This is a genomic window from Streptomyces sp. NPDC058671 (assembly GCF_042716475.1).
Lineage (GTDB): Bacteria > Actinomycetota > Actinomycetes > Streptomycetales > Streptomycetaceae > Streptomyces.
Map to the genome: position 1 here is coordinate 107,632 of NZ_JBHXSA010000021.1, position 22,472 is coordinate 130,103.

Here is a 22,472-nt window from a genome sequence, read left to right on the forward strand (position 1 = left end):
AGAGGGCACCTAGCGTCATCCGGACCGCCGCTCGGCGGCAGTTCAACGGTGAACGTGAGGTGCCCTCCATGCTGACCGTCCTCGGCTTCGCCATGATCGCGACCTTCCTGGTCCTGATCATGACGAAAAAGATGTCGCCGATCGCTGCGCTCGTCCTCATCCCCGCGCTCTTCTGCGTCGCGGTCGGGCAGGGACCCCAGCTCGGCGACTACGTCATCGAAGGCGTCGGCAAGCTGGCACCGACGGCCGCGATGCTGATGTTCGCCATCGTCTACTTCGGCGTCATGATCGACGTCGGGCTCTTCGACCCGATCGTCCGGGGCATCCTGCGCTTCTGCAAGGCCGATCCCGTCCGGATCGTCGTGGGCACGGCGGTGCTCGCCGCGATCGTCTCGCTGGACGGCGACGGCTCCACCACCTTCATGATCACCGTCTCGGCGATGTATCCGCTCTACAAGCGGCTCGGCATGAGCCTCGTGGTCATGACGGGTGTGGCCGCCACCGCCAACGGCGTCATGAACACCCTGCCCTGGGGCGGCCCCACGGCACGGGCCGCGACCGCGCTGAAGCTGGACGCCGCCGACGTGTTCGTGCCGATGATCCCCGCCCTCGGCATGGGCCTGCTGTTCGTCTTCGTCCTCGCGTACGTCCTGGGGCGCCGCGAACGCACGCGCCTCGGCTACCTCACGCTCGACGAGGCCTTGGTGCCCGAGACCGAGACCGAGAGCGAGACCGGGCGCGGGAGCGTGCTCGTCGGGACAGGCAACGCCGCGAACGCCACCGGGGCAGTCACCCCCACCAGCACCCCCACCAGCACCCTCGCCGGCGCCCCGGACAAGACCACCGGCTCCGGAGTGGACGCGGGAGCGGAACCGGAAGCGGACGCGGGACCGGGCGGGGGCTTCCAGGGGCTCGACCCCCACCGCGCGACGCTCCGCCCCCGGCTGTACTGGTTCAACGCCGGCCTGACGCTCGTGCTGCTGACCGCGATGATCCTCGAAGTGCTGCCGATCCCGGTGCTGTTCCTCCTCGGCGCCGCGCTTGCGCTCACCGTCAACTACTCGAGGATGGCCGAGCAGAAGGCACGTATCGCCGCCCACGCCGACAACGTCCTCAACGTCTCCGGCATGGTCTTCGCCGCGGCCGTCTTCACCGGGGTGCTGACCGGTACGGGCATGGTCGAGCACATGGCCGACTGGCTCGTCGGCGCGATCCCCGAGGGCATGGGCCCGCACATGGCCGTGGTCACCGGCGTGCTCAGCCTGCCGCTCACCTACTTCATGTCGAACGACGGCTTCTACTTCGGCGTGCTGCCGGTCCTCGCCGAGGCGGGAGCCGCCCACGGGGTGTCGCCCCTGGAGATCGCGCGGGCCTCGCTGGTAGGTCAGGCCCTGCACATGTCGAGCCCGCTGGTGCCGGCCGTGTACGTCCTGGTCGGCATGGCGAAGGTGGAGTTCGGTGACCACACCCGGTTCACGGTGAAGTGGGCCGCGCTGACGTCCTTGGTCGTGCTCGCGGCGGGAGTCCTCTTCGGGATCATCTGAGCGTCACGGCCGAGCCGCCGGCGCGCCAAGCCGCCATCGCGCCGCGCTACGGGCCCTCCAGGCCGTCGCCGGGCCGAGCCGCCGGCCCTCCAGGCGCGTCACGGGGTCGAGCCGCGTACCCCTCTGGGCTGGACGGGGGACAGAGGGTGGCGACGCGCATGTCGCCACCCTCTGTGTCGACGCCATGACTGATAGTCAGACTATCGGTTGATATCCGACGACATCATCCCGGAGGAATCCGCATGTCCGTTCGCCTCGCCCGGCCCCTGAGTGCCGCCGCAGCCGCTCTCACCCTCAGTGGTATCGCCTTCGCGGGCGCACCCGCCGCCTTCGCCGCCCCCGGTGACAACGGCGACGTCAAGATCCACCACGCCGGGCGTCCCGACGAGCCGCCCCGCACCCCGGAGGCCGATCAGCGCAACGAGCCCAAGGTCTGCACGTTCTACATGTCCGCGCTCGGCTTCGACGGGCTCCAGCTGCTCAACTGGACCATCTCGCCGCAGCCTCCGAAGGGCGGCGCGGTCAGGGTCGGCGCGATCACCGTCGACCCGGCGGGCAACGGCTACACGCCCGACATCGAACTCCCCGACGGCATGTACAAGGTCGAGTGGACCTGGACGGGCCAGCAGGGGGCCAAGAAGAGCAAGGTCTTCAAGGTCGACTGCGACCACTTCACCAACCCGCCGAACGGGAACAACGGCGGCAACGGGAACAACGGCGGCCACAACAACGGCGGCAACGGCCACCACAAGCCCCCGCACGGCCCGGTCGGCGCGGGTGGCGGCGGCAGCGCGCAGATCGCCGCAGAGGACTCCTCCGGCTTCGGCGTCGGGGCGGCCGTCGCCGCCGGCCTCGCCGGCACGGCAGGCCTGGTCCTGATCCGCCGCTCGCGCCGCCGCAACGATGGCGCCGCGTAGGTCGTCCCGCCTCACGCGCCGGCGCCGGCGCCTGTTCCGGCTCGCCAGGACCGTGACCGTCACCGTGGTCCTGGTGACCGGAGGCGTCTGGTGGGCCGGTGACGAGGAACCGGCCGGGCCGGCGCTCGCCGCCGGCCCCGCCGCCCCCGGCGGGGCCGGAGCGGCCGGAGCCCCCGCGGCCCAGGATCCCAAGCCGCGGACCGGGGTTCCGGCGCAAGCCGCGCCCCGGTCCCGGCCAAAGGTCGCGCCCCCGGCCCGGCCCGCGGCCCCGCCCGCGCCGCTGGCCCGGTCGCGTCCGACCACCCTCGCGGTGCCGGCCATCACCATCGAGGCACCCTTCATCGATCTCGGGCTCGACGCCGCGGGACGGCTCGCCACACCGCCGGTCGAGAACCCCAGGGTCGTCGGCTGGTACGCGAAGGGTGCCACGCCGGGCGAGCGGGGGACCGCCGTGGTCGTCGGCCACCGCGACACCCGCACCGGGCCCGCCGTCTTCCTGAACCTCAACGCGCTCAGCCCCGGCAACACCATCCGGGTCGCCCGCGCCGACGGCAGGGTCGCCGTCTTCACGGTCGACCGCATCCGTACGTACACCAAGGCCGAGTTCCCCGACAAAGAGGTGTACGGCTCCACCGGGCGGCCCGAACTGCGGCTGCTGACCTGCGGCGGAGCCTTCGACCGCACCAAGGGCTATGAGGCGAACATCGTCGTCTTCGCCCACCTCACCGACATCGCCCAGAAGATCTGAGGACCCGAGGACCCGAGGACCTGGTGACCCGAGGACCTGGTGACCCGGTGACCGGGGACCCGGGTCCCGTCCCCTCCCCCCCGCCGCGTCCGGTGGGCCCGCCCGTCCCGGCGGGCGTCCACCGGGCGCGGCGGCGTGTCCGCGGCCCTGTCCAGGAGTCCCGCGCCGGTTCCGGGCCTCCCCGGCTGTCGGGTCCCGCCGTGGACAGGGTCCCCGCGGGGCGGCACGATCGGTCCCGTACTGAGACCGGGGGCACGTCCCGGGGCCCTGGCGCCGAAAAACTAACAGCGCTAGTTTGGGTCGACGTCGCCGCACCGGGCGGCCGGGTGAGGAGAGGGAAGCGCATGAAGGCCCACGACGCGCACGACGCTATGTACATCGGCGGGGAGTGGCGCCCCGCGTCAGGCTCCGACACCATCGCCGTCGTCAACCCGGCGGACGAGCAGGTCATCGGCCATGTCCCGGCAGGCACGGCCGAGGACGTCGACGCCGCCGTACGCGCCGCCCGCGCCGCGCTGCCCGGCTGGGCCGCGACCCCGCCCGCCGAGCGGGGCGCCCGTATCGCCGCGCTGCGCGACGCGCTGGCCGCCCGCGCGGAGGAGATCGCCGCCACCGTCACCGCCGAACTCGGCGCGCCGCCGCAGCTCGCCGCGGCCGTCCACGCGGGACTGCCGATCGCCGTGGCCAGCTCGTATGCCGAACTGGCCGCCACGCACCCCTTCGAGGAGAAGGTCGGCAACTCGACCGTCCTCTCCGAGCCCGTCGGTGTCGTCGCCGCGATCACCCCGTGGAACTACCCGCTCCACCAGATCGTCGCCAAGGTCGCCCCGGCCCTCGCCGCCGGCTGCACCACCGTCCTCAAGCCCGCGGAGGACACCCCGCTCGTCGCGCAGCTCTTCGCCGAGGCCGTCCACGAGTCGGGCCTGCCCGCCGGTGTGTTCAACCTGGTCACGGGGCTCGGCCCGGTCGCCGGGCAGGCCCTCGCCGAGCACCCGGACGTGGACCTCGTCTCCTTCACCGGCTCCACCGCCGTCGGGCGTGGCATCGGCGCGCTCGCGGGCGGCGCGGTCAAGCGCGTCGCCCTCGAACTCGGCGGCAAGTCCGCCAACGTGATCCTGCCGAGCGCCGACCTCCCCAAGGCCGTAGCCGTCGGCATCGCCAACGTCATGTCCAACTCCGGCCAGACGTGCAGCGCCTGGACCCGGATGCTGATTCCCGCCGACCGCTACGAGGAGGCGGTGGCGCTCGCCGCCGAGGCCGTCGCCAAGTACGTGCCCGGCGAGCGCGTCGGACCCCTCGTCAACGCCAAGCAGCAGCAGCGCGTCCGCGGCTACATCGAGAAGGGGATCGAGGAGGGCGCCCGGCTCGTCGCCGGCGGCCCCGAGGCCCCGCGCGAGACCGGCTACTACGTCTTCCCGACCGTCTTCGCCGACGTCACCCCGGAGATGACGATCGCCCAGGAGGAGATCTTCGGTCCGGTCGTCTCGCTCCTCCGGTACGAGGACGAGGCCGACGCCCTGGCCATCGCCAACGGCACTGTCTACGGTCTCGCCGGAGCCGTCTGGGGCGAGCCCGAGGAGGCCGTCGCCTTCGCCCGGCGCATGGAGACCGGCCAGGTCGACATCAACGGCGGCCGGTTCAACCCGCTGGCCCCCTTCGGCGGGTACAAGCAGTCGGGCGTCGGCCGGGAACTCGGCGCGCACGGCCTCGGCGAGTACCTCCAGACCAAGTCCCTGCAGTTCTGACGGGGCGGCCCGGACCGCCCAGGCACTTCCGAGGCCCCCTCCGGGCCCTCCCGTCCCTCCGGGCCTTCCGTATCTCCGGGTCTTCCCGTCTTTCCCATGGCCCGACCCGTCCGACCCGTCCGACCCGTCCGACCGTTCCGAGCGCAGAAGGAGCAACGAGCGTGATCCGCGCCGCAGTCCTGCCCGCCGTCGGCTCTCCGCTGGAGATCACCGACATCCAGCTCCCCGAGCCCGGCCCCGGCCAGGTCCGCATCCGGCTCGCCGCCGCCGGCGTCTGCCACTCCGACCTGTCCCTCTCCGACGGCACCATGCGCCTGCCGGTCCCCGCCGTCCTCGGCCACGAGGGCGCGGGCACCGTCGTCTCCGTCGGCGAGGGGGTCGCCCACATCGCCCCCGGCGACGACGTCGTCCTCAACTGGGCCCCCTCCTGCGGGACCTGTCACCCCTGTTCGCTGGGGGAGATCTGGCTCTGTGCCAGCGCCCTGGCCGGCGCCGCGAACGTCCACGCCCGCACCCAGGACGGCACGGAACTCCACCCCGGTCTCAACGTCGCCGCCTTCGCCGAGGAGACGGTCGTGGCCGCGAACTGCGTCCTGCCCGCCCCCGACGGGATCCCGCTGACCGACGCGGCCCTGCTCGGCTGCGCCGTCCTCACCGGCTGGGGTGCGGTCCACCACTCCGCGCGGGTCCGCGCCGGCGAGTCCGTCGCGGTCTTCGGCGTCGGCGGGGTGGGCCTCTCCGCCCTCCAGGCCGCCCGCGTCGCCGGTGCGTCCACGATCGTCGCCGTCGACGTCTCCCCGGAGAAGGAGGCCCTCGCGAGGGCGGCGGGAGCCACCGAGTACGTGGTGGCCTCCGAGACCACCCCCCGGGAGATCCGGAAGCTGACCGGCGGCCAGGGCGTCGACGTGGCCGTCGAGTGCGTGGGCCGTGCCGTCACCATCCGTACCGCCTGGGAGTCCACCCGGCGCGGCGGCCGCACCACCGTCGTCGGCATCGGCGGCAAGGACCAGCAGGTCACCTTCAACGCCCTGGAGATCTTCCACTGGGGCCGCACCCTCGCGGGCTGCGTCTACGGCAACTCGAACCCGGCCGTGGACCTGCCCGTCCTCGCCGAGCACATCAGGGCGGGCCGGTTCGACCTCGGTTTGCTCGTGACCGAGCGGATCACCCTGGACGGCATCCCGGGTGCCTTCGACAACATGATCGCGGGCAAGGGCGGCCGGGCCCTGGTGGTCTTCTGAGCACGGTGTGAGCAGGGCGTGAGCAGACGCGGAAGCCCGTACCGGCCCCATGCCGGTACGGGCTCGCGCGTCTCAGAGGTCCAGGACGAGGCGGGCGCCGCGCGCGCGGCCCACGCAGATCATCATGGTCGTCCCCGAGGCCCTCTCCTCCTCGCCGAGGACGGAGTCGTGGTGCTCGGGCGTCCCCGCGAGCACCTTCGTCTCACAGGTGCCGCACCAGCCCTCCTCGCAGGAGTACGCGACCCCCGGCACGACCTCGCGCACGGCGTCGAGCAGGGTCCCGCCGGGCTCCACGCGCACGGTCCGGCCGCTGCGGCGCAACTCCACCTCGAAGCCGTCCGACGGGGAGGCCCCGTCGGAGGGAGCCGCCCCGAACCGCTCCGTGTGCAGCGGCCCCCGCCACCGTTCCTCCACCGCCCGCAGCAGCCCCTCGGGGCCGCAGCAGTACACGGCCGTCGACGGGTCCAGCGCCCCGAGGGCGGTGTCCAGGTCGGGGAGCCCCGCCGTGTCCTGCGGGACGAGCGTGACCCCGGGGAGCCCGGCGAGCTCCTCGCGGTACGCCATCGTCGCCAGGCTCCGGCCCCCGTACAGCAGGGACCACGTCCCGGGCCGCAGGGAACGGAGCATCGGGAGCAGCGGGGTGATGCCGATGCCGCCCGCCACGAACAGATAGCGCTCGGCGGGCACCAGGGGGAAGCGGTTGACCGGGCCCCGTACCCCGAGGAGCGTGCCCTCCCCGACAGCCCGGTGGACCTCATCCGATCCGCCCCGGCCCGCGGGCTCCCGCAGCACCCCGAGCCGGTACACGCTCCGGTCGGCCGGGTCGCCGCAGAGGGAGTAGTGCCGGACCGCCCCCGACGGCAGGGTCACCTCCAGATGCGCGCCCGGCTCCCACGGGGCGAGTTCGGCTCCCGTGGGGTCGGCGAGGAGCAGGCCCCGGACGCCTTCCGCCTCCTCGACGACCGTCCGGACCACGAGTCGGAACATGGACATGAATGAGCCACCTCGGTGAGTGAGCGGGATCGACGGCCGTCGGTGAGCGGGACCGACGGCCGCCGGCGGGCTGAGCCACGGCGCCCGGGGAGCGGGATCAACGGCCGCCGGTGGGCGGGAGCAGTGGTTCCGGCCAAACGCGGCACAGTGCCCCGTACAGCGCGGCGGCGACCACGAAGGAGGCCGGCAGGCTCAGGTCGACCCCACCGGTGAGCCCGGTCAACGGACCGGTGTAAAGGGGGTTGTTGACCCACAGCACACCGACGACGGAGCCGGCCGCGAAGGCCGCCGCGGCCCGCGCGTTGACCCCGCCCGTGTACCAGTACCGCCCGCCCCCGCCCGTGGCGAAGGTGCGCAGCGCCTCCGCGTCGTACCGGCCCCGGTGGAGCACGTACCCGACGGAGAGCACCGCCGCCCACGGGGCCACGACCGTGAGCAGGAGTGTCACGAACGCCGACATCGCGTCCATGGCGTCGTACACCACCGCGCCGAGGTACAGCACCGCCGCCGCGAGCAGCGCGACCACCGTGGTCACCGCGGCCCGTGAGGAGCGCCAGAACACCGAGTTGGCGGAGAGCCCTGCCGCGTACAGACACAGTCCCGCCTGCGGCAGGGTGCCCGCGAAGCCGAAGACCACGACCGCCACCGCGAACCAGCCCGGCACCGCGTCCGTCAGACCCTGGAGCCACGGCTCGTCGGGCACGGGGAAGAGGGTCGTCACGTACGCGCCGGTGAGGAGCGCGACGATACTGCTGAGGAACATGGAGATCCCGCTGGCCCGCACCACCCGGCCGGTGGGCGTGGCGGAGGGCATGAAGCGGGTGTAGTCGCCCTGGAAGGTGGCGTACGACAGGGGCACGGTGGCGGAGGCGGTCGCCGCCAGCAGCCAGGTGTTGAGGGCACTGTCGAGGGCGAGCGTCCCGCCGGCGTAGCCCGCGTCGAAGTCCGGGGCGAGGACGAGCACGGTGCCGAGGAGGACCACGCCCCCGGTGACGGCGGTCACCTTGTAGGTGCGGACCAGGGTCTGGTGGCCGCGCACGGCGACCAGCGCGACCGCGGCCGCCGTCACGAACATCGCGGTGGTCAGGGCGCCGGGACCCGTGGGGGTGCCGAGGAGCCGGTGGCCGGCGACCATGACGGCGGTGCCGCCCGTCCACACGGCGATCGCGAAGAACCCGAGCGCGGTCACGACCGTGAGGGTGTTGCCGACGACCCGGCCCCGTACGCCGAAGTGCGCGCCGCTCGCCACCGGGTCGTTGGTGCCGGTACGGACGCCGAACCGGGCCAGCGGCGCGAGCAGCGCCGTGCCGACGGCGACGCCCACCGCGATGGCGCTCGCCGAGGCCCACCAGCCCAGGCCGAAGACGACGGGCAGCGCGCCGAGGACGACCGTGCCGAACGAGAACTGCGCGGAGGGCCAGATCCAGCCGAAGTCGCCGGGCGTCGAGGTGCGTTCGGCCTCGGGCACCGGCGCGATGCCGTCGTGGTCGGCCCCCGCACGGGGCGGCACCACGATGGGCGCCGCCCCGGTCGGTGTGGTGGTCATGAGGCGCCCCCGGCCGCGCCACCCAGGCTGGAGGGCAGCCCGGTCTCGACCGCGCCACCCTGCCCGGAGGACCGGACGCTCCCGGCCGCGCCGTGCCCGGAAGGCAGCCCGGTCCCGGCCGTGCCACCCCGCCCGGACGGCATAGCGCCTCCTGCCGCGCCCTGTCCGTCCCCGGCCGCAACCTGTACCGCGGACTCGCCCGGCAGGACGTCGACCACGCGAAGGGCCGCGCACACCGCACCCGACGTGCGCTCGCCGCTCGTCAGGTCGAAGGTCGTGTGGTGCAGGGGACAGGTGATCCGGAGCCTGTCGCCGTCGACCCGGCCGTACTTGAGCCGGCCCCCGCGGTGCGGGCAGACCGCGGCCGCGAGGACCTTGCGGCCGGCGACCTCGACCAGGACCAGGTCCTCGGTCACCTGGCGGACGGTGGGCTCGTCGGAGCCCCGCCGCGCGGCGGGCACGGCGGTCATGTGGCGGTCTCCCGCGCCCGTGCGACGGCCGCCTCCGTGGCCGCGCCGACGATGTCGGAGGCCAGTCGGACCCCCGCCCAGATCTTCGCCAGGTCCGGCTCCTCCAGCGAGCGGATCGCCGTACGCATGTGGTTGCTGTGGTACGAGTCGATGTAGAGGTGCTCGGTGTAGTAGGCGTCGTGGACGACCCCGAGCCGCCGCGCCGCCCGCGCGAAGCTCTGGAAGGCGTACAGCACACTGGTCTCGAAGTAGGCGTACGCCCCCAGGAAGTACTGGGGCGAGGGCGCCCGGCTCGCCAGCCAGTGAAACATGTTGACGTACGCGAAGCACTCCGGGACCGTCTCGTCGAGGTAGTCGTCGAGCCGCAGGCTCATGCCGAACTCGGTGAGCAGGTCGCGGTAGAGCTGGGAGTGCGCCTTCTCCTCGTTGCCGCAGCCGAGTTCGTCGATGAGGACCCGGAAGACCGCCATCGCCGAGCGGTACGGCAGCCGGGGCACCACCGGCAGCAGCGACTCGGACTCGGTGAGACCGTCGAGGGCGAACTGCCGCACCACGACCTTGAACTGGTCGAGCGTGGCGTGCTCGGCGAGGAAGGTCGCGCTCTCCGGCAGCGCGGCCTCCTCCTCCGCGAGGAACTGCTTGAGCGCCTGGAGCAGCTCGCCGGCCGAGCCGAAGGAGGGTGCCGAGGCCTCGTACGCCCGTGCCTTGGGCAGGATCCACCGCTCCTCGATCGCGGTCATCGACCCGTAGTCGCCGAGGTTGGGGACCCGCCGGTAGAGGCTGTGCAGTTCACGCTGGGAGGTCGCGGCCGGGGCCGCGATCGAGTGCGCGGCCACCGGAACGGACAGGTGGGACGAGGGCGTGCTCATGCCGCCGTCGCCTCCTCGTGGGTGGTGGGGGAGGAGATGACGCCCCGCTGGTGCAGTTCCTTCTTGACCCAGCGGTACCAGTCGTCGCGGAAGACTCCGTACCGCTCGCAGACGGTGTTGATCTCCGCCTGGCGGTCGGGGGTCGGGTCGACCAGCATCGCGTTGCACAGGGCCGGTTCGAGGTTGGCCAGCGGGCCGATGAAGCCCTGGATGCCCCGGGCGTCGACGAGCAGGTTCTCCCAGCCCTCGAAGACGGGGATGCCGGTACCGGCCTCGGCCATCTTCCGGGTGAAGGCGGCGTCGCCGCTGGACTCCTTGATGCCGACGATCCCGGGGATCTCGCAGATCCGCAGCAGGGTGTCGAACTCGATCCGGTTGCCCGACAGCGCCTCCTCGTTGTAGAGGAAGATCGGGATGTCGAGGGCCGCGCGGATGGCCCGGTAGTGCGCGACGATCTGGTCCTGCGTCACGTCGGCACCGAACGGCGTGGTGACGACGACGGCGTCGGCGCCGATCTCGGCGGCCGTACGGGCCCGGTCGATCACCGCGGCGGTGTCGGGGAGCTGGATGCCGGCGAGGACGGGCAGGCCGTCGGCGTGCTTGACGGTGTACGTGACGATGTCCTGCCACTGGCGGGCGTCGAGCTTCCAGCCCTCACCGGAGGTCAGGGCCGGCATGAGGCCGCTGACCTCGGACCGGACGTGGTCCAGGAGGCGGGCGACGCTCTGCTCGTCGACGGTTCCGTGCTCGTCGAGGGGGGTGATCAGCGGGACGACGGTCCCGGAGTAGGTGTCAGGCATGAGAAGGGTGCCCTTCGGAATGTCTTCAGAGGTTTTCGGAGACGACCGTCAGGACCAGCGACCGCTGGTAGAGGTCTTCCAGGTACGGGGGGAACGTCGCTTCGGCGACCGTGCCGTGTGAGCCGTCCGGCACGATCGGTACGACGGGCAGGTCGGCCCTCCCCGTCAGACGGGGGCTCGCGGTGTGCAGGACGCCCCCGCGGCCGACGACCTGGGCGAGCAGCAGCCGCTCGTGCGTGGGGAGGCCGTCGAACGCGGGTGTGGTGCAGGCCCGGCGGATGTCGTCCTCGGTGTAGCCGGCGCGGTCGATGGCCAGGTCGGTGTGGAGGACGTCCATGAAGGGGTAGTACTCGTCCTGGACCCCTCGCTCGTAGCCCCACACCAGGTCGTCGCAACGGCCGACCTGTTCCCAGCTCATGACGACCCCGCCGGCGTCCCCCGCGGCCAGCCGGCCCGCGAAGAAGGCCTTGGCGGCCAGGCGGACGGCGTCGTCCTTGCTGTGCATGCCCATGAAGAGGGTGGCGTCGACGAACACCACCGGCCGCGCGTCAGACCGCATAGCGCTCGAGCACCTTCCGCATCCGCTCCATCGCGCCGGCGAACACCTCGGGCTCGCGGGCCAGGGCGAGGCGGATGAAGCGCTCGCCCTTCTCCTTGGTGTTCCAGTAGAAGAAGGTCCCCGGCAGGACGTACACCTCCTCGTCGAAGAGGACGGCCTGGAGCCGGGTGGCGGTCAGGTCCTCCGGCTTGATGCGGAACCAGGCGACGCTGGTGCCCACGACCGGCTCCTGGAACTCCAGGATGGTGCCGCTGAGGGCGGCGCGGGCGGCCTCGCCGTTGGTGCGGATGATGTCGCGGACGGAGGCGAAGCCGTCGGAGATGGAGTCCTCGACGTACTGGGTGACCATGTTGAGGACGAAGGGCGAGACGTTCAGCAGGACGCTGGTGTGGAGGTTGTAGACCTCCTCCTGGATGTCCCGGCTGGCCGTGATCATGGCGCACTTGGCGTCCTGGATCGGCCAGGTCTTGCCGGTGTCCTCCATGACCATGTAGGTGACGCCCGACTCCTCCAGGAGCTGGTAGATGTCGACCCGGCCGATGCCCTCGTCGCAGAGCGCGAAGGAGGCGAAGCAGAAGTCCATCACCAGGACCTTGTCGTGGTCCACGCAGTAGCGGACCACCTCCCGGAAGCCCTCCAGCTTCTCCGCGAGCAGCGTGAACCCGGTGGGGTTGTTGGGGTCGACGAGGTAGATCGCGTCCGCGTCGACCTGCTCGACGAGCCGCTCGTAGATGGCGTCCTTGTCGTGCAGCGCCGACTCGGCGAGCGGGGAGATCGGCACCTGCATGTTGCGCAGCAGGTCGACCAGGTTGTCGAAGCAGGGCTCCACCAGCTGCACCGACTTGCCGCGCTGCTTCAGGAACATGCCGGCGACCATGGTCGACACGCTGGCGGAGTAGGAAAGGAGTGTGCGGTCCATCGCACGGGCGGTGGGCTGCTGGTGCAGTCGGAAGAAGGCGTCGAGGAACTGCCGCTCGAAGTGCGCCTGCTGCTTCGACTCGGACTCGTGCCAGAGCTCGGGGAGCCGCGAGACGATTCGCTCCTGGGACGCGGACTGACGCTGGTGGGTATGCGCGTCGGCCAGGTTGAACCGGGTCTTCAGGGCTTCGATCTCGTGCTGGGTGAGGTCGACGAACGTGCTGACGTCTGCCTTGTCGGTCAACGACATGAGAACTCCCGCTGTCGATACGAATCTCCGTCCGGAATTCCGGCGGCGTGAACGACTGTAGGAGCTTCGACCGGCCTTGCGAATAACAGCCGGGTCACGCAATTAATAATCACCGCGATGTTCTCCTGGCGAAAAAAAGGAACGACGGTCAGGCATTCCTCGAAAGGAATGCCTGACCGTCGTTCCCCTTGTTCTCCGGCTTTTTCCGCCGCGTGCGGCGGCTTTCAGCTATTCAGTGGCGGCCCGCAGCAGGATGTCCTCGTATACCTTCGGGTCGTCCGAGTGGATCACCGGCCAGCCGATGCCGTACGAGCCCTCCCAGCCCACGTCGATGCCGGGGTTGGCCTCGTCGGAGCCGTCGGGCAGGAACAGGTGGGGGCTGCAGTTGACCCGGTCGGTCCCGGACTGCGCGGCCTGGTCCGCGAGGGCCCGGCGCGCGCGCCCGTCGTCGAGCGCCTCGGTGAGGGCGTCGACGTCGACCGCGCCGGTGTCGGCGGCCACGTCCAGGATCACCTTGCGGTGGCTGATGCAGCGCGACTCGGCCCAGAAGGCCCGGCGGAGCCCGAGGTCGAGCTGCTCCGAGGCGTGGAGGCTCTGCTCCTTGGCGGCGAGCACGGCCTCGAGGGCGGGCAGGGTCGTGGAGGGGTAGAGCCAGTCCTTGGCCTGCCACAGCTGCCAGCCGGCGGACGGTTCCAGGCTGGCCATCCGGGCGACCTCGCTGTCCGTGCCCGGTCGCGGGCTCGGAGCGTCGTTGAGCAGTTCGAGGGGGAAGGCGCGCAGGTCGAAGGCGACCTGCTCCTCCAGGCCGAGCCTGGCCCGGGTGGCGTGCAGCCGGTGGACGGCGATGTGCGCGAAGGAACACCAGATGTCGGAGAAGACGGTGACGACTCCGCGCGGCGGGGTCAGGTCGGCGGTGGTCGGGTCGGGCATGGTTCTCCTCGGTTCGTGCGCGGGCGGAGCGGGCTCAGCCGGCGGGGGACTCGATGGCGTCGAGCGCCGCCTCGATGTCGAGGTCGGCGCCGGGCAGCCAGGCGGGCAGGGAGGGGATGCGGGCCATCGCCCGGAAGAGGCGGGGCACGGAGTCCTCGCGGACGGTCGGCCCGTGGGCGCTGAGCAGCCGGGCGGGGCGCAGGGCGGCCAGCTCGCGCACCGGCCGGAGGAACTTCTTCTCGTCGACCAGTGCGGTCCACGGCGCTATCGCCCGGTTCAGGACGTCGAAGCCCCGGAAGAATTCCTCCTCGGAAAGGTCCGCGAAGTCCTGGCGTATTTCCTCGACGACGGTTCCGAAACTGTCGGAGCTGTAGAGCGTTCCATCGGAGTGGTCGAACACGGCGAGGGTTCCGGGTGAATCGAACGTGGGCGGCCGGTGAAAACTCAGCTCACGGTCGCCGATTTTCACCCGGTTTCCCGGGTTCGCGGTCACCACCCGGTCCTGCGGAATGCTGAACTCTTCGGATATTCGCGTCACCGATATCGCGTTGGCGAGGACCTTGGCGTGCGGCGCGGCCGCCAGGATGTCCGCGAGGGCTCCGGTGTGGTCGCGGTCGTCGTGGGTGACGACGACCCAGCGCAGGTCGGCGGGCTCGATCAGCGACCAGAGGGAGTCCAGGAAGCCCTGCCGGTCCACGGGCATGCCGGTGTCCACGAGGAACGGCTGACCGGACCGTACGAGGAAGGCGTTCACCGGCTGGTCGCCGATGCCCGGTATGGGCAGCGCCGAGGGGAGGACGTGGATGTCCGGCCCGGCGGTGTAGGACGGTTTCATGACGAGCCTTTCATGACGCACCGAGCGGGCCGCGGCCCCCGGGCGGGACCCGGGGCGGCGGACCCGGTCAGACGAGCTGGATGGTCAGGGAGCCTGCGATCAGCAGGACGAGGCCCAGGGCGCGCGGCTTCGTGAGGGTGCGCTGGGGGAGCTTGAACAGGCCCTTGTGGTCGATCAGCGCCGAGGTGAGCTGCTGGCCCGTCACGGTGAGCGCGATGGTCACGGCCGCCCCGATGGAGGGGATGAGCAGGAAGGTCCCGGTGACGTAGGCGGCGGCGCAGGCGCCACCGAGCCAGCCCCACCAGGGCATCTTCTTCAGCGGCGCGATCTTGGGCTTGGGGGTGCGGCGGGTCGCGTAGAGCACGAGCAGCACGACGGCGATGGTGAAGGTCGCCACGGCGAAGCTGATCACGGCGACGGTGATGGGCTCCTTGAGCTGGGCGCGCAGCTGTGCGTTGACCGCGCCCTGCACGGGCAGCACGGCGCCGGCGACGACACCGAGGACGAGCCAGCCGACACGGCCGGCGCTCGACATCCTGGGCGCGCCGGGAGGGGCGGCTGCCTTCATGCCCCGGATGATCACGACGATGCCGGCGAGCACGGCCACGGCGCCGATGACGATCCCGGCGCTGAGGTCCTTCTGTTCGAGGCCGAGCAGACCGAACAGGTCGAGCGCGAGCGAGGCGAACATCTGGCCCGTGACGAAGAGCCCGACCGCGGCGAGGGCTCCGAGCCGCGGGAAGAGCAGGATGCCGCTGGTGATGTAGAGCGGACTCGCGAGGCCGCCCAGGAGCTGCCAGGCCTCGACGTCGGGCAGTTTGCCGAGGGCGCCGAGGGCTCCGGCCGCCACCGCGAGGACGGTCAGCAGACCGGTGGCGACGCCGAGCTGGATGGTCGAGGCGCCGTACGGGGTGCCGACGGCCGAGTTGAGCTGGAGGTTCACCGAGGCCTGGACGGCCAGGAGGCAGCCGACCAGCAGGGCCGCGGCGAGGAGCGCGGTGTGCATCTTGATCTCCCTGGGACGGGATGGCGAGCGGGTAAGTGGACACTGAGTCCGCTTAGCATGCCACGACAGCCATCAAGCGGACAAGGTGTCCACTTAGCTCCGGGGGAAGTAAGGTCTGGGCCATGAGCGACGACGAGCAGCGCGGTCGTGGAGCCGCCTCCGTGCACCGGGTCGGCGGGCTCCTTGGTGATCTTCAGGCGGCCGACGAACAGCCGGTCGCCCCGCGCCGACGCGCGGACGCGGAACGCAACCGGGCCCAGATCCTGGCCGCGGCCGAGCAGCTCTTCGCCGAGCAGGACCCCCGGTCGGTCACCATGGACAAGATCGCCAAGGCGGCCGGGGTCGGCCGCGCCACGCTGTACCGGAGCTTCCCCGATCCGTCGTCGGTCGCCGTCGCGCTGCTCGACGAGCACGAGCGCCGCCTCCAGGGCCAGCTGATCTACGGGCCTCCGCCGCTGGGGCCCGGCGCCCCCGCAGGGGAGCGGCTCGCCGCGTTCTACCTGGCGATGCTCGACCTGCTCGAACGGCACCTGCCGCTGGCGCTGGGGGCGGAGACCGGGCCCGCGCGGTTCCGGACGGGCGCCTACGGCTTCTGGCGCGTCCACGTCCGCACCCTGCTCGTCGACCACGGGGTCGAGGACCCGGACCCGCTGATCGACATCGCGCTCGGCCCGCTGTCGCCCGAGCTCTTCCAGTTCCAGCGGCACGAGCTGGGCCTGTCCACCGAGCGCATCGGCCGGTCCCTGGCGCTCTTCGCCCGCCAGCTGCTGCGGTCGGGGGAGTGAGGAGGGTCCGGTTCAGGACCGCGGCCCCGTCGTGAACCGCGGGAGGCAGGCCCTAGGGGGACTGCGGGCCGGTGGCCGGGTGGACCAGGCCCGGCAATATCAACTTCCAGATACGGCTGAGCCGTTGCTCGGCCGGGACGTGCAACGCGCCGGTCTCGGCGCTCCTGAGGCCCTCGTCCGAGGACCAGGTCTCGTCCGTCGGGGTGCCGGGGCCGCGCATCTCCAGCTCGACCCCGGTGATCACGTACCCGATCAGCGCCGCGACCGCCGCCGCGTCCACGCCGGGGCGCAGGGCCTTCTCGGCCGCGGCGAAGCGGGCCAGCCGGGCCACCTCACGCCGCCAGGGACAGTCCTCGGATAACCCCGGTCCGGTTAACTGCAGTTCCCGTGCGAGGCGTTCGCCGGCCCGTGCCATCGGATCCGTCTCGAAGAGCCGGATCAGCGCGTGGGTGGCGATCACCAGCTTGTCGATCGCGGTGCCGCCCACGCCCTCCGTGGACAGGCAGGCCGACTCGACCGTGATCCGGGTGACCGCGCGGGCCCGCTCGCGGACCGCCATCGCCAGATCCGCCTTCGTCGCGAAGTGGAAGACGAGGGCCCCGGTGGTGACCCGGGCCTCCCCGGCTATCCGGGCCAGGGAGGCCCGCTCGTATCCGAGCCCGTCGAACACCCTCGCGGCTGCCGACAGGACTTCCTGTCTGGTCCGTTCCGCCCGCTGTTGAATCGCCATGAGCTCCCCCGTCGATGCGCGTAGGTGCCGGACCGTTATGTTCCGGCCCATGTCTGTGACCGACTCGAAACTATCCGGCCGAGAGGCGGCGAAACGTACCTCGCCCTCCCACGGGCCGAAACTGGGGCTTGACGGGCATCTCCACTCCAGGTCGCGGGCACCGACCCCCCGTCCTGCGTCCGCGAAGTGACCGGAACAGGAGGTACGGCCTGTCAGGTGGATCCAGCCGTTCCGGAGGCGATCGAGGCCCGCGGGCGTGATCGGGAAACGGCCACGCCCGCCAGGCACAGCGCACCGCCGGCGAGAGTGAGCAGACCCGGCAGCTCGCCCAGGAACACCCACGCCATGGCCACGACGAGAGCGGGCACGGCGTACGTCGTCGCGCCCATCCGTCCGGCGGTCGTACGCGCCAGGGCGTAGGCCCAGGTCGTGAACGCGAGCGCGGTCGGGAAGACGCCCAGATAGACCATGTTGAGGGTCGCCGACAGCGGGGCGCGGCCCGCCTCCTCGACCAGCTGCCCGGCGAACGGCAGGCAGGCCGTCGCCCCCACCAGGCACCCGAAGGTCGTCACCTGGAGCGCGCTGCCGTGCGCGAGCGCCGGCTTCTGGGCCACGACCCCGCCCGCGTACGCCATCGCCGCCAGCAGGCAGAGCAGCACCCCCAGCACCAACGTGTGCCCGCCGGAGGACCCGGCGGACATCGACAGGCCCACGGTCACCGCCCCCGCGAAGGACACCGCCATGCCCGCGAGCAGCCGGGGCGGCAACGACTCCTGGAGGAACCGGGCGCCGAGCAGCGCGATCAGGATCGGCCCGACGTTCACCACCATCGCGGCCGTGCCCGCGTCGACCTCCTGCTCGCCCCAGTTCAGCACCACCATGTACACCCCGAACCAGAGGAGGCCCGAGACCACGATCCCCGGCCAGGCCGCCCGGGGCGGCGGCCCCTCTCGCCGGACCAGGAGGACGGCTCCGAGGACCAGCACCCCCGCGAGCAGCCGCCCCAGCGCGAGGGCGCCCGGGGAGTACGCCTCCCCGGCGCTGCGGATGGAGACGAAGGCGGAGGCCCAGAGGACCACGGTGACACCGGCGGCGGCGAAGGCGAGCCGCGAGGATTGCTTCTGCATGCCCCGACCGTAGGGCGCGGACCCTTCGGCGCTCACCGCAATATCACCGGGCGGTGGTCCTGCGCCCGCCGTTCGCGTCCGGTCCGGCGCAACCGCCGCGCTACCGACCCGGTGCGCTCCGGGCTCGGAGCGGTATCACCGCAGGTCCGCCGGAGGGATGCCCAGGGACGCGTACAGCGCGCTCTCGCCCGCCTCGGTGACCTTCACGGCCCGTTCGGAGCCGATCCGTACGCACCATCCGGCGTCCAGCGCGTGCCCGCACAGCGCGGCGCCCGCGACCCCCGCGAGGTGCGGCTTCCGTTCGGTCCAGTCGAGGCAGCCGCGCGCGACGGGCCGCCGTCCCCGGCGTACGAGGGGGACGCCCAGCTCGTCGAACCAGACCAGGCCCCGGTCCGTGAGCGCGAACCCGGTGTCCTGGCGCAGCAGGCCGCGCACGGTCATCGCCTCGGTGACGACGATGCCGAGCCGTCCCGCGAGGTGGTCGTAGCAGGTCCGCCCCCGGGCCATCGCCCGTCCGGCGCTCGCGGCTCCCAACGAGCGGGGCGGCGCGGCCACCGCCGGTTCGGAGCGGGCGGCCAGGTCCTCGACGAGGTGGGCGATCCCGGGGTCGGCGAGGCGCACGTACCGGTGGCGTCCCTGCCGTTCCTCCGCGAGCACCCCGCCGGAGACGAGCTTGCCGAGGTGCTCGCTCGTGGTGGAGGGCGCCACGCCCGCGTGCCGGGCGAGCTCACCGGCGGTCCACGCCCTTCCGTCGAGCAGGGCGAGCAGGAACGCGGCGCGGGTCTCGTCCGCGAGGAGCGCCGCGAGCGCGGCGAGGTCACTGGCTGCCATGGGGCCAGCCTCCCGCACTCACGCTTCGGTGGTGGCCGAAGTGTCGAAGGAGTTCCCGGATCGCCGGCCGAGGGTGTCGTACTGGAGCCGCAGCCCGTCGAGCAGGGCCCGCAGGCCCGTCTCGAAGGCACCCTCGTCGACCTTCTGGCGGTGCTCCGCGAGGAGGTGGGCCTGGCCGAGGTGCGGATAGTCGGCCGGGTCGTAGGCCGACTCGTCGTCGACGAAGCCACGGGCGAAGGAGCCCAGCGCGGACCCGGTGATGAAGTACCGCATCAGGGCGCCGATGGAGGTGGCCTGGGCCGGGGGCCAGCCCGCCCGGACCATCGCACCGAAGACGGCGTCCGCGACGCGCAGACCGGCCGGGCGGCGGCCGGGGCCCTGGGCGAGGACCGGGACGATGTGCGGGTGGTCGGCGAGGGCGGCGCGGTAGGACACGGCCCAGTCCCGGAGCGCCGTCACCCAGTCGCGGCCGTCCGTCTCCGTGAACATCGACAGGTCGATCTTCGCGCTCACCGCGTCGGCGACGGCGTCGAGGATCTCGTCCTTCGTGCGGAAGTGGTTGTACAGCGAAGGCCCGCTCACTCCGAGTTCGGCCGCGAGCCGGCGCGTGGAGAGCGCGCCGAGGCCCTCCGCGTCCACGAGGGCGCCCGCCGTCTCCACGATGCGGTCTCGGCTGAGCAGGGGCTTGCGCGGTCGGGCCATGGCGCACATAGTAGGCCCGCGCAGAAAAAACTAGCAGTGGTAATTAACGAGCCGGGCGGCGGCCCGAGTGAGGGGTGCACGGTGGATCTGGCGCTGAGCGAGGAGCAGGAGGCCGTACGACGGCTCGCCGAGGACTTCGTCGCGCGCGAGGTGACCCCGCACGCCGCGGCGTGGGACCGCGCCGAGGAGGTCGACCGGGCGATCGTCAAGAAGCTCGGCGCCGTCGGCTTCCTCGGACTCACCGTCCCGGAGGAGTACGGCGGCTCGGGCGGCGACCACCTCGCGTACTGCCTCGTGACCGAGGAACTCGGGCGCGGCGACTCCTCCGTGCGCGGCATCGTCTCCGTCTCCCTCGGCCTGGTCGCCAAGACGATCGCCTCCTGGGGCAGCGAGGAGCAGAAGCGGGCGTGGCTGCCCCGGCTCACCTCCGGTGAGGCGCTCGGCTGCTTCGGCCTCACCGAACCCGGCACCGGGTCCGACGCCGGCAACCTCGCCACCAGGGCCGTGCGGGACGGGGACGACTACGTCCTCGACGGCACCAAGATGTTCATCACCAACGGCACCTGGGCCGACGTCGTGCTGCTCTTCGCCCGCACCGGCGACACCCCCGGCCACAAGGGCGTCTCCGCCTTCCTCGTCCCCGCCGACACCCCCGGCCTCACCCGCCGCCCCGTCCACGGCAAGCTCGGCCTGCGCGGCCAGGCCACCGCCGAACTCGTCCTCGACGGCGTCCGCGTCCCGGCCGACGCGATGCTCGGACCCGAGGGCAAGGGCTTCACCGTCGCCATGTCCGCCCTCGCCAAGGGGCGCATGTCGGTCGCCGCGGGCTGCGTCGGTATCGCGCAGGCCGCCCTGGACGCCGCCCTGCGGTACGCGGGGGAGCGGGAGCAGTTCGGAAAGCCCATCGCCTCCTACCAGCTCGTACAGGAGCTGATCAGCGACATCGCCGTCGACGTGGACGCCGCCCGGCTGCTCACCTGGCGGGTCGCCGACCTCGTCGACCGCGGCCAGGACTTCGCGACCGCCGCCTCCAAGGCGAAGCTGTATGCCTCCGAGGCCGCCGTCCGCGCCGCGAACAACGCCCTCCAGGTCTTCGGCGGCTACGGCTACATCGACGAGTACCCGGTGGGCAAGCTGGTCCGCGACGCGCGGGTGATGACCCTGTACGAGGGCACGACCCAGATCCAGAAGCTGATCATCGGACGGGCACTGACGGGGGTGTCGGCCTTCTGACCCCCGGCCCGGCCGCCGCCTCCCCCGCGGACCGCCTCTGAGTACGTCACTGAGTACGCGGACGGATGTGGCACCCGCCACATCCGGCCCATGCTGTCCGGCATGAGCGACACACCCGTCAAGCAGCAGAACACCGCCGCCTACTACACGCAGGCCGTCCTCTCCTTCGGCATCGCCCTCGCCGCCGTGGCCATCGGGATCTTCCAGCTGGAGGCGAGCGCCTGGGTGCGGGCCTTCCTCGCCGTCTCGGTCCTCTACCTCACGACCTCGGCCTTCACGCTGGCGAAGGTCGTCCGTGACCGCCAGGAGGCCGGGCAGATCGTCAGCCGGGTCGACCAGGCCCGCCTCGAGAAGCTCCTCGCCGAGCACGACCCGTTCCAGAAGCTCTGAGCCGTCGGGGCCCCGCGCTGCGGCCGCCGATCTCCCCCGCCGCCCTCTAAGCGCTTGCTCACCCTCGTTGTATGGTGTTCGTTCTGACGGGGTCGAGAAGGAGTGCGGGATGAGCGCGGCGGAGGAGACCCCCGGGGTCGAGGACATGCCCTGGGGCGAGGTCACGCCCGAGGCCGCCCGGCGGCTGCTGGTGGCCGCCGTCGAGGCGTTCGCCGAGCGGGGCTACCACGCCACCACCACCAGGGACATCGCCGGCCGCGCCGGGATGAGCCCGGCCGCGCTCTACATCCACTACAAGACCAAGGAAGAGCTGCTCCACCGGATCAGCCGGATCGGGCACGACCGCGCCCTGGACATCCTCACGGCCTCCGCCGACGCCGACGGCACGGCCGCCGAGCGCCTCGCCGACGCCGTCCGCTCCTTCGTCCGCTGGCACGCCGAGCGCCACACGACGGCCCGGGTCGTCCAGTACGAACTCGACGCCCTCGGCCCCGAGCACCGCGCCGAGATCGTCGAACTGCGCCGCGCGTCCGACGCGGTGGTGCGCCGCATCATCGAGGAGGGTGTGGCGGCGGGCGAGTTCGACGTGCCCGACGTGGCCGGCACGACGGTCGCCGTGCTCTCCCTCTGCATCGACGTCTCGCGCTGGTTCAACACCCAGGGCCGCCGGACACCCGACGAGGTCGGCGCGCTCTACGCCGACCTCGTGCTCAGGATGGTCGGCGCTCAGAAGTAGTAGCGGGAGACCGATTCGGCGACGCAGACCGGCTTCTCGGACCCCTCGCGCTCCACCGTCACCGCCGCCGTCACCTGCACGCCGCCGCCCGCCTCCTCCACCTTCGTCAGGACGGCCGTGGCGCGCAGCCGCGAGCCGACCGGCACGGGAGCGGGGAAACGCACCTTCTCCGTGCCGTAGTTGATGCCCATCTTCACGCCCTCGACCCGCAGGACCTGCGGGACGAGGGCGGGCAGCAGCGACAGGGTCAGATAGCCGTGCGCGATCGTGGTGCCGAACGGGCCCGAGGCCGCGCGCTCCGGGTCCACGTGGATCCACTGGTGGTCCCCGGTCGCCTCCGCGAAGAGGTCGATCCGCTTCTGGTCGACCTCCAGCCAGTCGCTGTGCCCCAGCTGCTCGCCGACCCCCGCACGCAGCTCGTCGGCGGAGGTGAAGATCCTCGGCTCGGCCATGTTCCTGATCCCTTCTGGTACGGCGTACCCCATCCGGCACGGCATACCCAATGGTCGGTATCTAAGCGCTTGCTCAGCATGTGGGGGTGAGGGGTGCGCTGTCAACGGACCGGAA

24 protein-coding genes are annotated in these 22,472 nt (G+C 72.1%); 9 read left to right on the forward strand and 15 right to left on the reverse strand.

The window, feature by feature from the left end; all coding sequences use genetic code 11:
* The first annotated feature begins 68 nt into the window (after positions 1-68).
* The 5 genes from ACFWV2_RS24950 (at position 69) to ACFWV2_RS24970 (ending at position 6,195) form a co-directional block, all read left to right on the forward strand.
* Positions 69-1,544, forward strand: coding sequence for a CitMHS family transporter (locus ACFWV2_RS24950; RefSeq protein ID WP_384407825.1), 1,476 nt, complete (start codon positions 69-71; stop codon positions 1,542-1,544).
* A gap of 242 nt (positions 1,545-1,786) precedes the next feature.
* Entirely contained in the window at positions 1,787-2,461 is a 675-nt protein-coding gene (locus ACFWV2_RS24955) for a hypothetical protein (RefSeq protein WP_384407826.1), read from the forward strand.
* On the forward strand, positions 2,448-3,209 hold the full coding sequence (locus ACFWV2_RS24960; RefSeq protein ID WP_384407828.1) for a class F sortase: 762 nt from the start codon (positions 2,448-2,450) through the stop codon (positions 3,207-3,209). The genes ACFWV2_RS24955 and ACFWV2_RS24960 overlap by 14 nt, the downstream gene beginning before the upstream one ends.
* A gap of 344 nt (positions 3,210-3,553) precedes the next feature.
* Positions 3,554-4,954 (forward strand): aldehyde dehydrogenase family protein, encoded by a 1,401-nt coding sequence (locus tag ACFWV2_RS24965; RefSeq protein WP_384407830.1) that lies wholly within the window; start codon positions 3,554-3,556, stop codon positions 4,952-4,954.
* 161 nt (positions 4,955-5,115) lie between these two features.
* Positions 5,116-6,195, forward strand: coding sequence for a Zn-dependent alcohol dehydrogenase (locus ACFWV2_RS24970; protein ID WP_384407832.1), 1,080 nt, complete (start codon positions 5,116-5,118; stop codon positions 6,193-6,195).
* A 72-nt stretch (positions 6,196-6,267) separates the two neighbouring features.
* Here the strand turns inward: ACFWV2_RS24970 and ACFWV2_RS24975 are convergent, their stop codons facing one another.
* The 10 genes from ACFWV2_RS24975 to ACFWV2_RS25020 all read right to left on the reverse strand — a co-directional run bounded on the left by ACFWV2_RS24975 (position 6,268) and on the right by ACFWV2_RS25020 (position 15,371).
* Entirely contained in the window at positions 6,268-7,188 is a 921-nt protein-coding gene (locus ACFWV2_RS24975; protein ID WP_384407834.1) for a PDR/VanB family oxidoreductase, read from the reverse strand.
* Positions 7,189-7,285: 97 nt separating this feature from the next.
* Positions 7,286-8,734, reverse strand: coding sequence for a purine-cytosine permease family protein (locus ACFWV2_RS24980; RefSeq protein ID WP_384407836.1), 1,449 nt, complete (start codon positions 8,732-8,734; stop codon positions 7,286-7,288).
* A complete protein-coding gene (locus ACFWV2_RS24985) occupies positions 8,731-9,204 on the reverse strand; it encodes a Rieske (2Fe-2S) protein (protein WP_384407838.1) in 474 nt (157 codons plus the stop codon). Before ACFWV2_RS24985 ends, ACFWV2_RS24980 begins: the two co-directional genes overlap by 4 nt.
* The gene (locus tag ACFWV2_RS24990; RefSeq protein WP_384407840.1) at positions 9,201-10,073 is read right to left on the reverse strand and encodes an iron-containing redox enzyme family protein; all 873 of its coding nucleotides are present in this window, start codon (positions 10,071-10,073) and stop codon (positions 9,201-9,203) included. The genes ACFWV2_RS24985 and ACFWV2_RS24990 overlap by 4 nt, the downstream gene beginning before the upstream one ends.
* Complete coding sequence (locus ACFWV2_RS24995; RefSeq protein ID WP_384407842.1) at positions 10,070-10,873, reverse strand: dihydrodipicolinate synthase family protein; 804 nt, start codon at positions 10,871-10,873, stop codon at positions 10,070-10,072. The genes ACFWV2_RS24990 and ACFWV2_RS24995 overlap by 4 nt, the downstream gene beginning before the upstream one ends.
* Positions 10,874-10,898: 25 nt before the next feature.
* Positions 10,899-11,432, reverse strand: a complete 534-nt coding sequence (locus tag ACFWV2_RS25000) for a DUF6190 family protein (protein WP_384407844.1) — start codon at positions 11,430-11,432, stop codon at positions 10,899-10,901.
* Entirely contained in the window at positions 11,422-12,600 is a 1,179-nt protein-coding gene (locus ACFWV2_RS25005; protein ID WP_360793958.1) for a pyridoxal phosphate-dependent aminotransferase, read from the reverse strand. The genes ACFWV2_RS25000 and ACFWV2_RS25005 overlap by 11 nt, the downstream gene beginning before the upstream one ends.
* 228 nt (positions 12,601-12,828) lie before the next feature.
* Positions 12,829-13,530, reverse strand: coding sequence for a DsbA family protein (locus ACFWV2_RS25010; RefSeq protein ID WP_384407846.1), 702 nt, complete (start codon positions 13,528-13,530; stop codon positions 12,829-12,831).
* Between the two features lie 34 nt (positions 13,531-13,564).
* Entirely contained in the window at positions 13,565-14,365 is an 801-nt protein-coding gene (locus ACFWV2_RS25015) for an MBL fold metallo-hydrolase (RefSeq protein ID WP_384407848.1), read from the reverse strand.
* A gap of 67 nt (positions 14,366-14,432) precedes the next feature.
* The gene (locus tag ACFWV2_RS25020; RefSeq protein WP_384407850.1) at positions 14,433-15,371 is read right to left on the reverse strand and encodes a DMT family transporter; all 939 of its coding nucleotides are present in this window, start codon (positions 15,369-15,371) and stop codon (positions 14,433-14,435) included.
* A gap of 122 nt (positions 15,372-15,493) precedes the next feature.
* On the opposite strand from ACFWV2_RS25020, the gene ACFWV2_RS25025 reads away from it, so the two are divergent.
* The gene (locus ACFWV2_RS25025) at positions 15,494-16,156 is read left to right on the forward strand and encodes a TetR/AcrR family transcriptional regulator (protein ID WP_384407852.1); all 663 of its coding nucleotides are present in this window, start codon (positions 15,494-15,496) and stop codon (positions 16,154-16,156) included.
* Positions 16,157-16,208: 52 nt separating this feature from the next.
* Here ACFWV2_RS25025 and ACFWV2_RS25030 read toward each other — a convergent pair whose 3' ends face one another.
* From ACFWV2_RS25030 to ACFWV2_RS25045, 4 genes are all read right to left on the reverse strand, one after another.
* A complete protein-coding gene (locus tag ACFWV2_RS25030; RefSeq protein ID WP_384407854.1) occupies positions 16,209-16,886 on the reverse strand; it encodes a TetR family transcriptional regulator in 678 nt (225 codons plus the stop codon).
* A 212-nt stretch (positions 16,887-17,098) separates the two neighbouring features.
* Positions 17,099-18,013, reverse strand: coding sequence for a DMT family transporter (locus ACFWV2_RS25035; protein WP_384407856.1), 915 nt, complete (start codon positions 18,011-18,013; stop codon positions 17,099-17,101).
* Between the two features lie 135 nt (positions 18,014-18,148).
* Entirely contained in the window at positions 18,149-18,844 is a 696-nt protein-coding gene (locus tag ACFWV2_RS25040; protein ID WP_384407858.1) for an ArsR/SmtB family transcription factor, read from the reverse strand.
* Between the two features lie 18 nt (positions 18,845-18,862).
* Complete coding sequence (locus ACFWV2_RS25045; RefSeq protein ID WP_384407860.1) at positions 18,863-19,546, reverse strand: TetR/AcrR family transcriptional regulator; 684 nt, start codon at positions 19,544-19,546, stop codon at positions 18,863-18,865.
* A gap of 81 nt (positions 19,547-19,627) precedes the next feature.
* On the opposite strand from ACFWV2_RS25045, the gene ACFWV2_RS25050 reads away from it, so the two are divergent.
* The 3 genes from ACFWV2_RS25050 to ACFWV2_RS25060 all read left to right on the forward strand — a co-directional run bounded on the left by ACFWV2_RS25050 (position 19,628) and on the right by ACFWV2_RS25060 (position 21,905).
* On the forward strand, positions 19,628-20,779 hold the full coding sequence (locus ACFWV2_RS25050; RefSeq protein ID WP_384407862.1) for an acyl-CoA dehydrogenase family protein: 1,152 nt from the start codon (positions 19,628-19,630) through the stop codon (positions 20,777-20,779).
* Positions 20,780-20,881: 102 nt separating this feature from the next.
* A complete protein-coding gene (locus ACFWV2_RS25055; RefSeq protein ID WP_384407864.1) occupies positions 20,882-21,169 on the forward strand; it encodes a YiaA/YiaB family inner membrane protein in 288 nt (95 codons plus the stop codon).
* A 109-nt stretch (positions 21,170-21,278) separates the two neighbouring features.
* A complete protein-coding gene (locus tag ACFWV2_RS25060) occupies positions 21,279-21,905 on the forward strand; it encodes a TetR/AcrR family transcriptional regulator (RefSeq protein ID WP_384407866.1) in 627 nt (208 codons plus the stop codon).
* Here ACFWV2_RS25060 and ACFWV2_RS25065 read toward each other — a convergent pair.
* Positions 21,896-22,357, reverse strand: coding sequence for a MaoC family dehydratase (locus tag ACFWV2_RS25065; protein ID WP_384407868.1), 462 nt, complete (start codon positions 22,355-22,357; stop codon positions 21,896-21,898). The two genes, ACFWV2_RS25060 and ACFWV2_RS25065, sit on opposite strands and share 10 nt — an antisense overlap.
* Positions 22,358-22,472 lie beyond the last annotated feature (115 nt).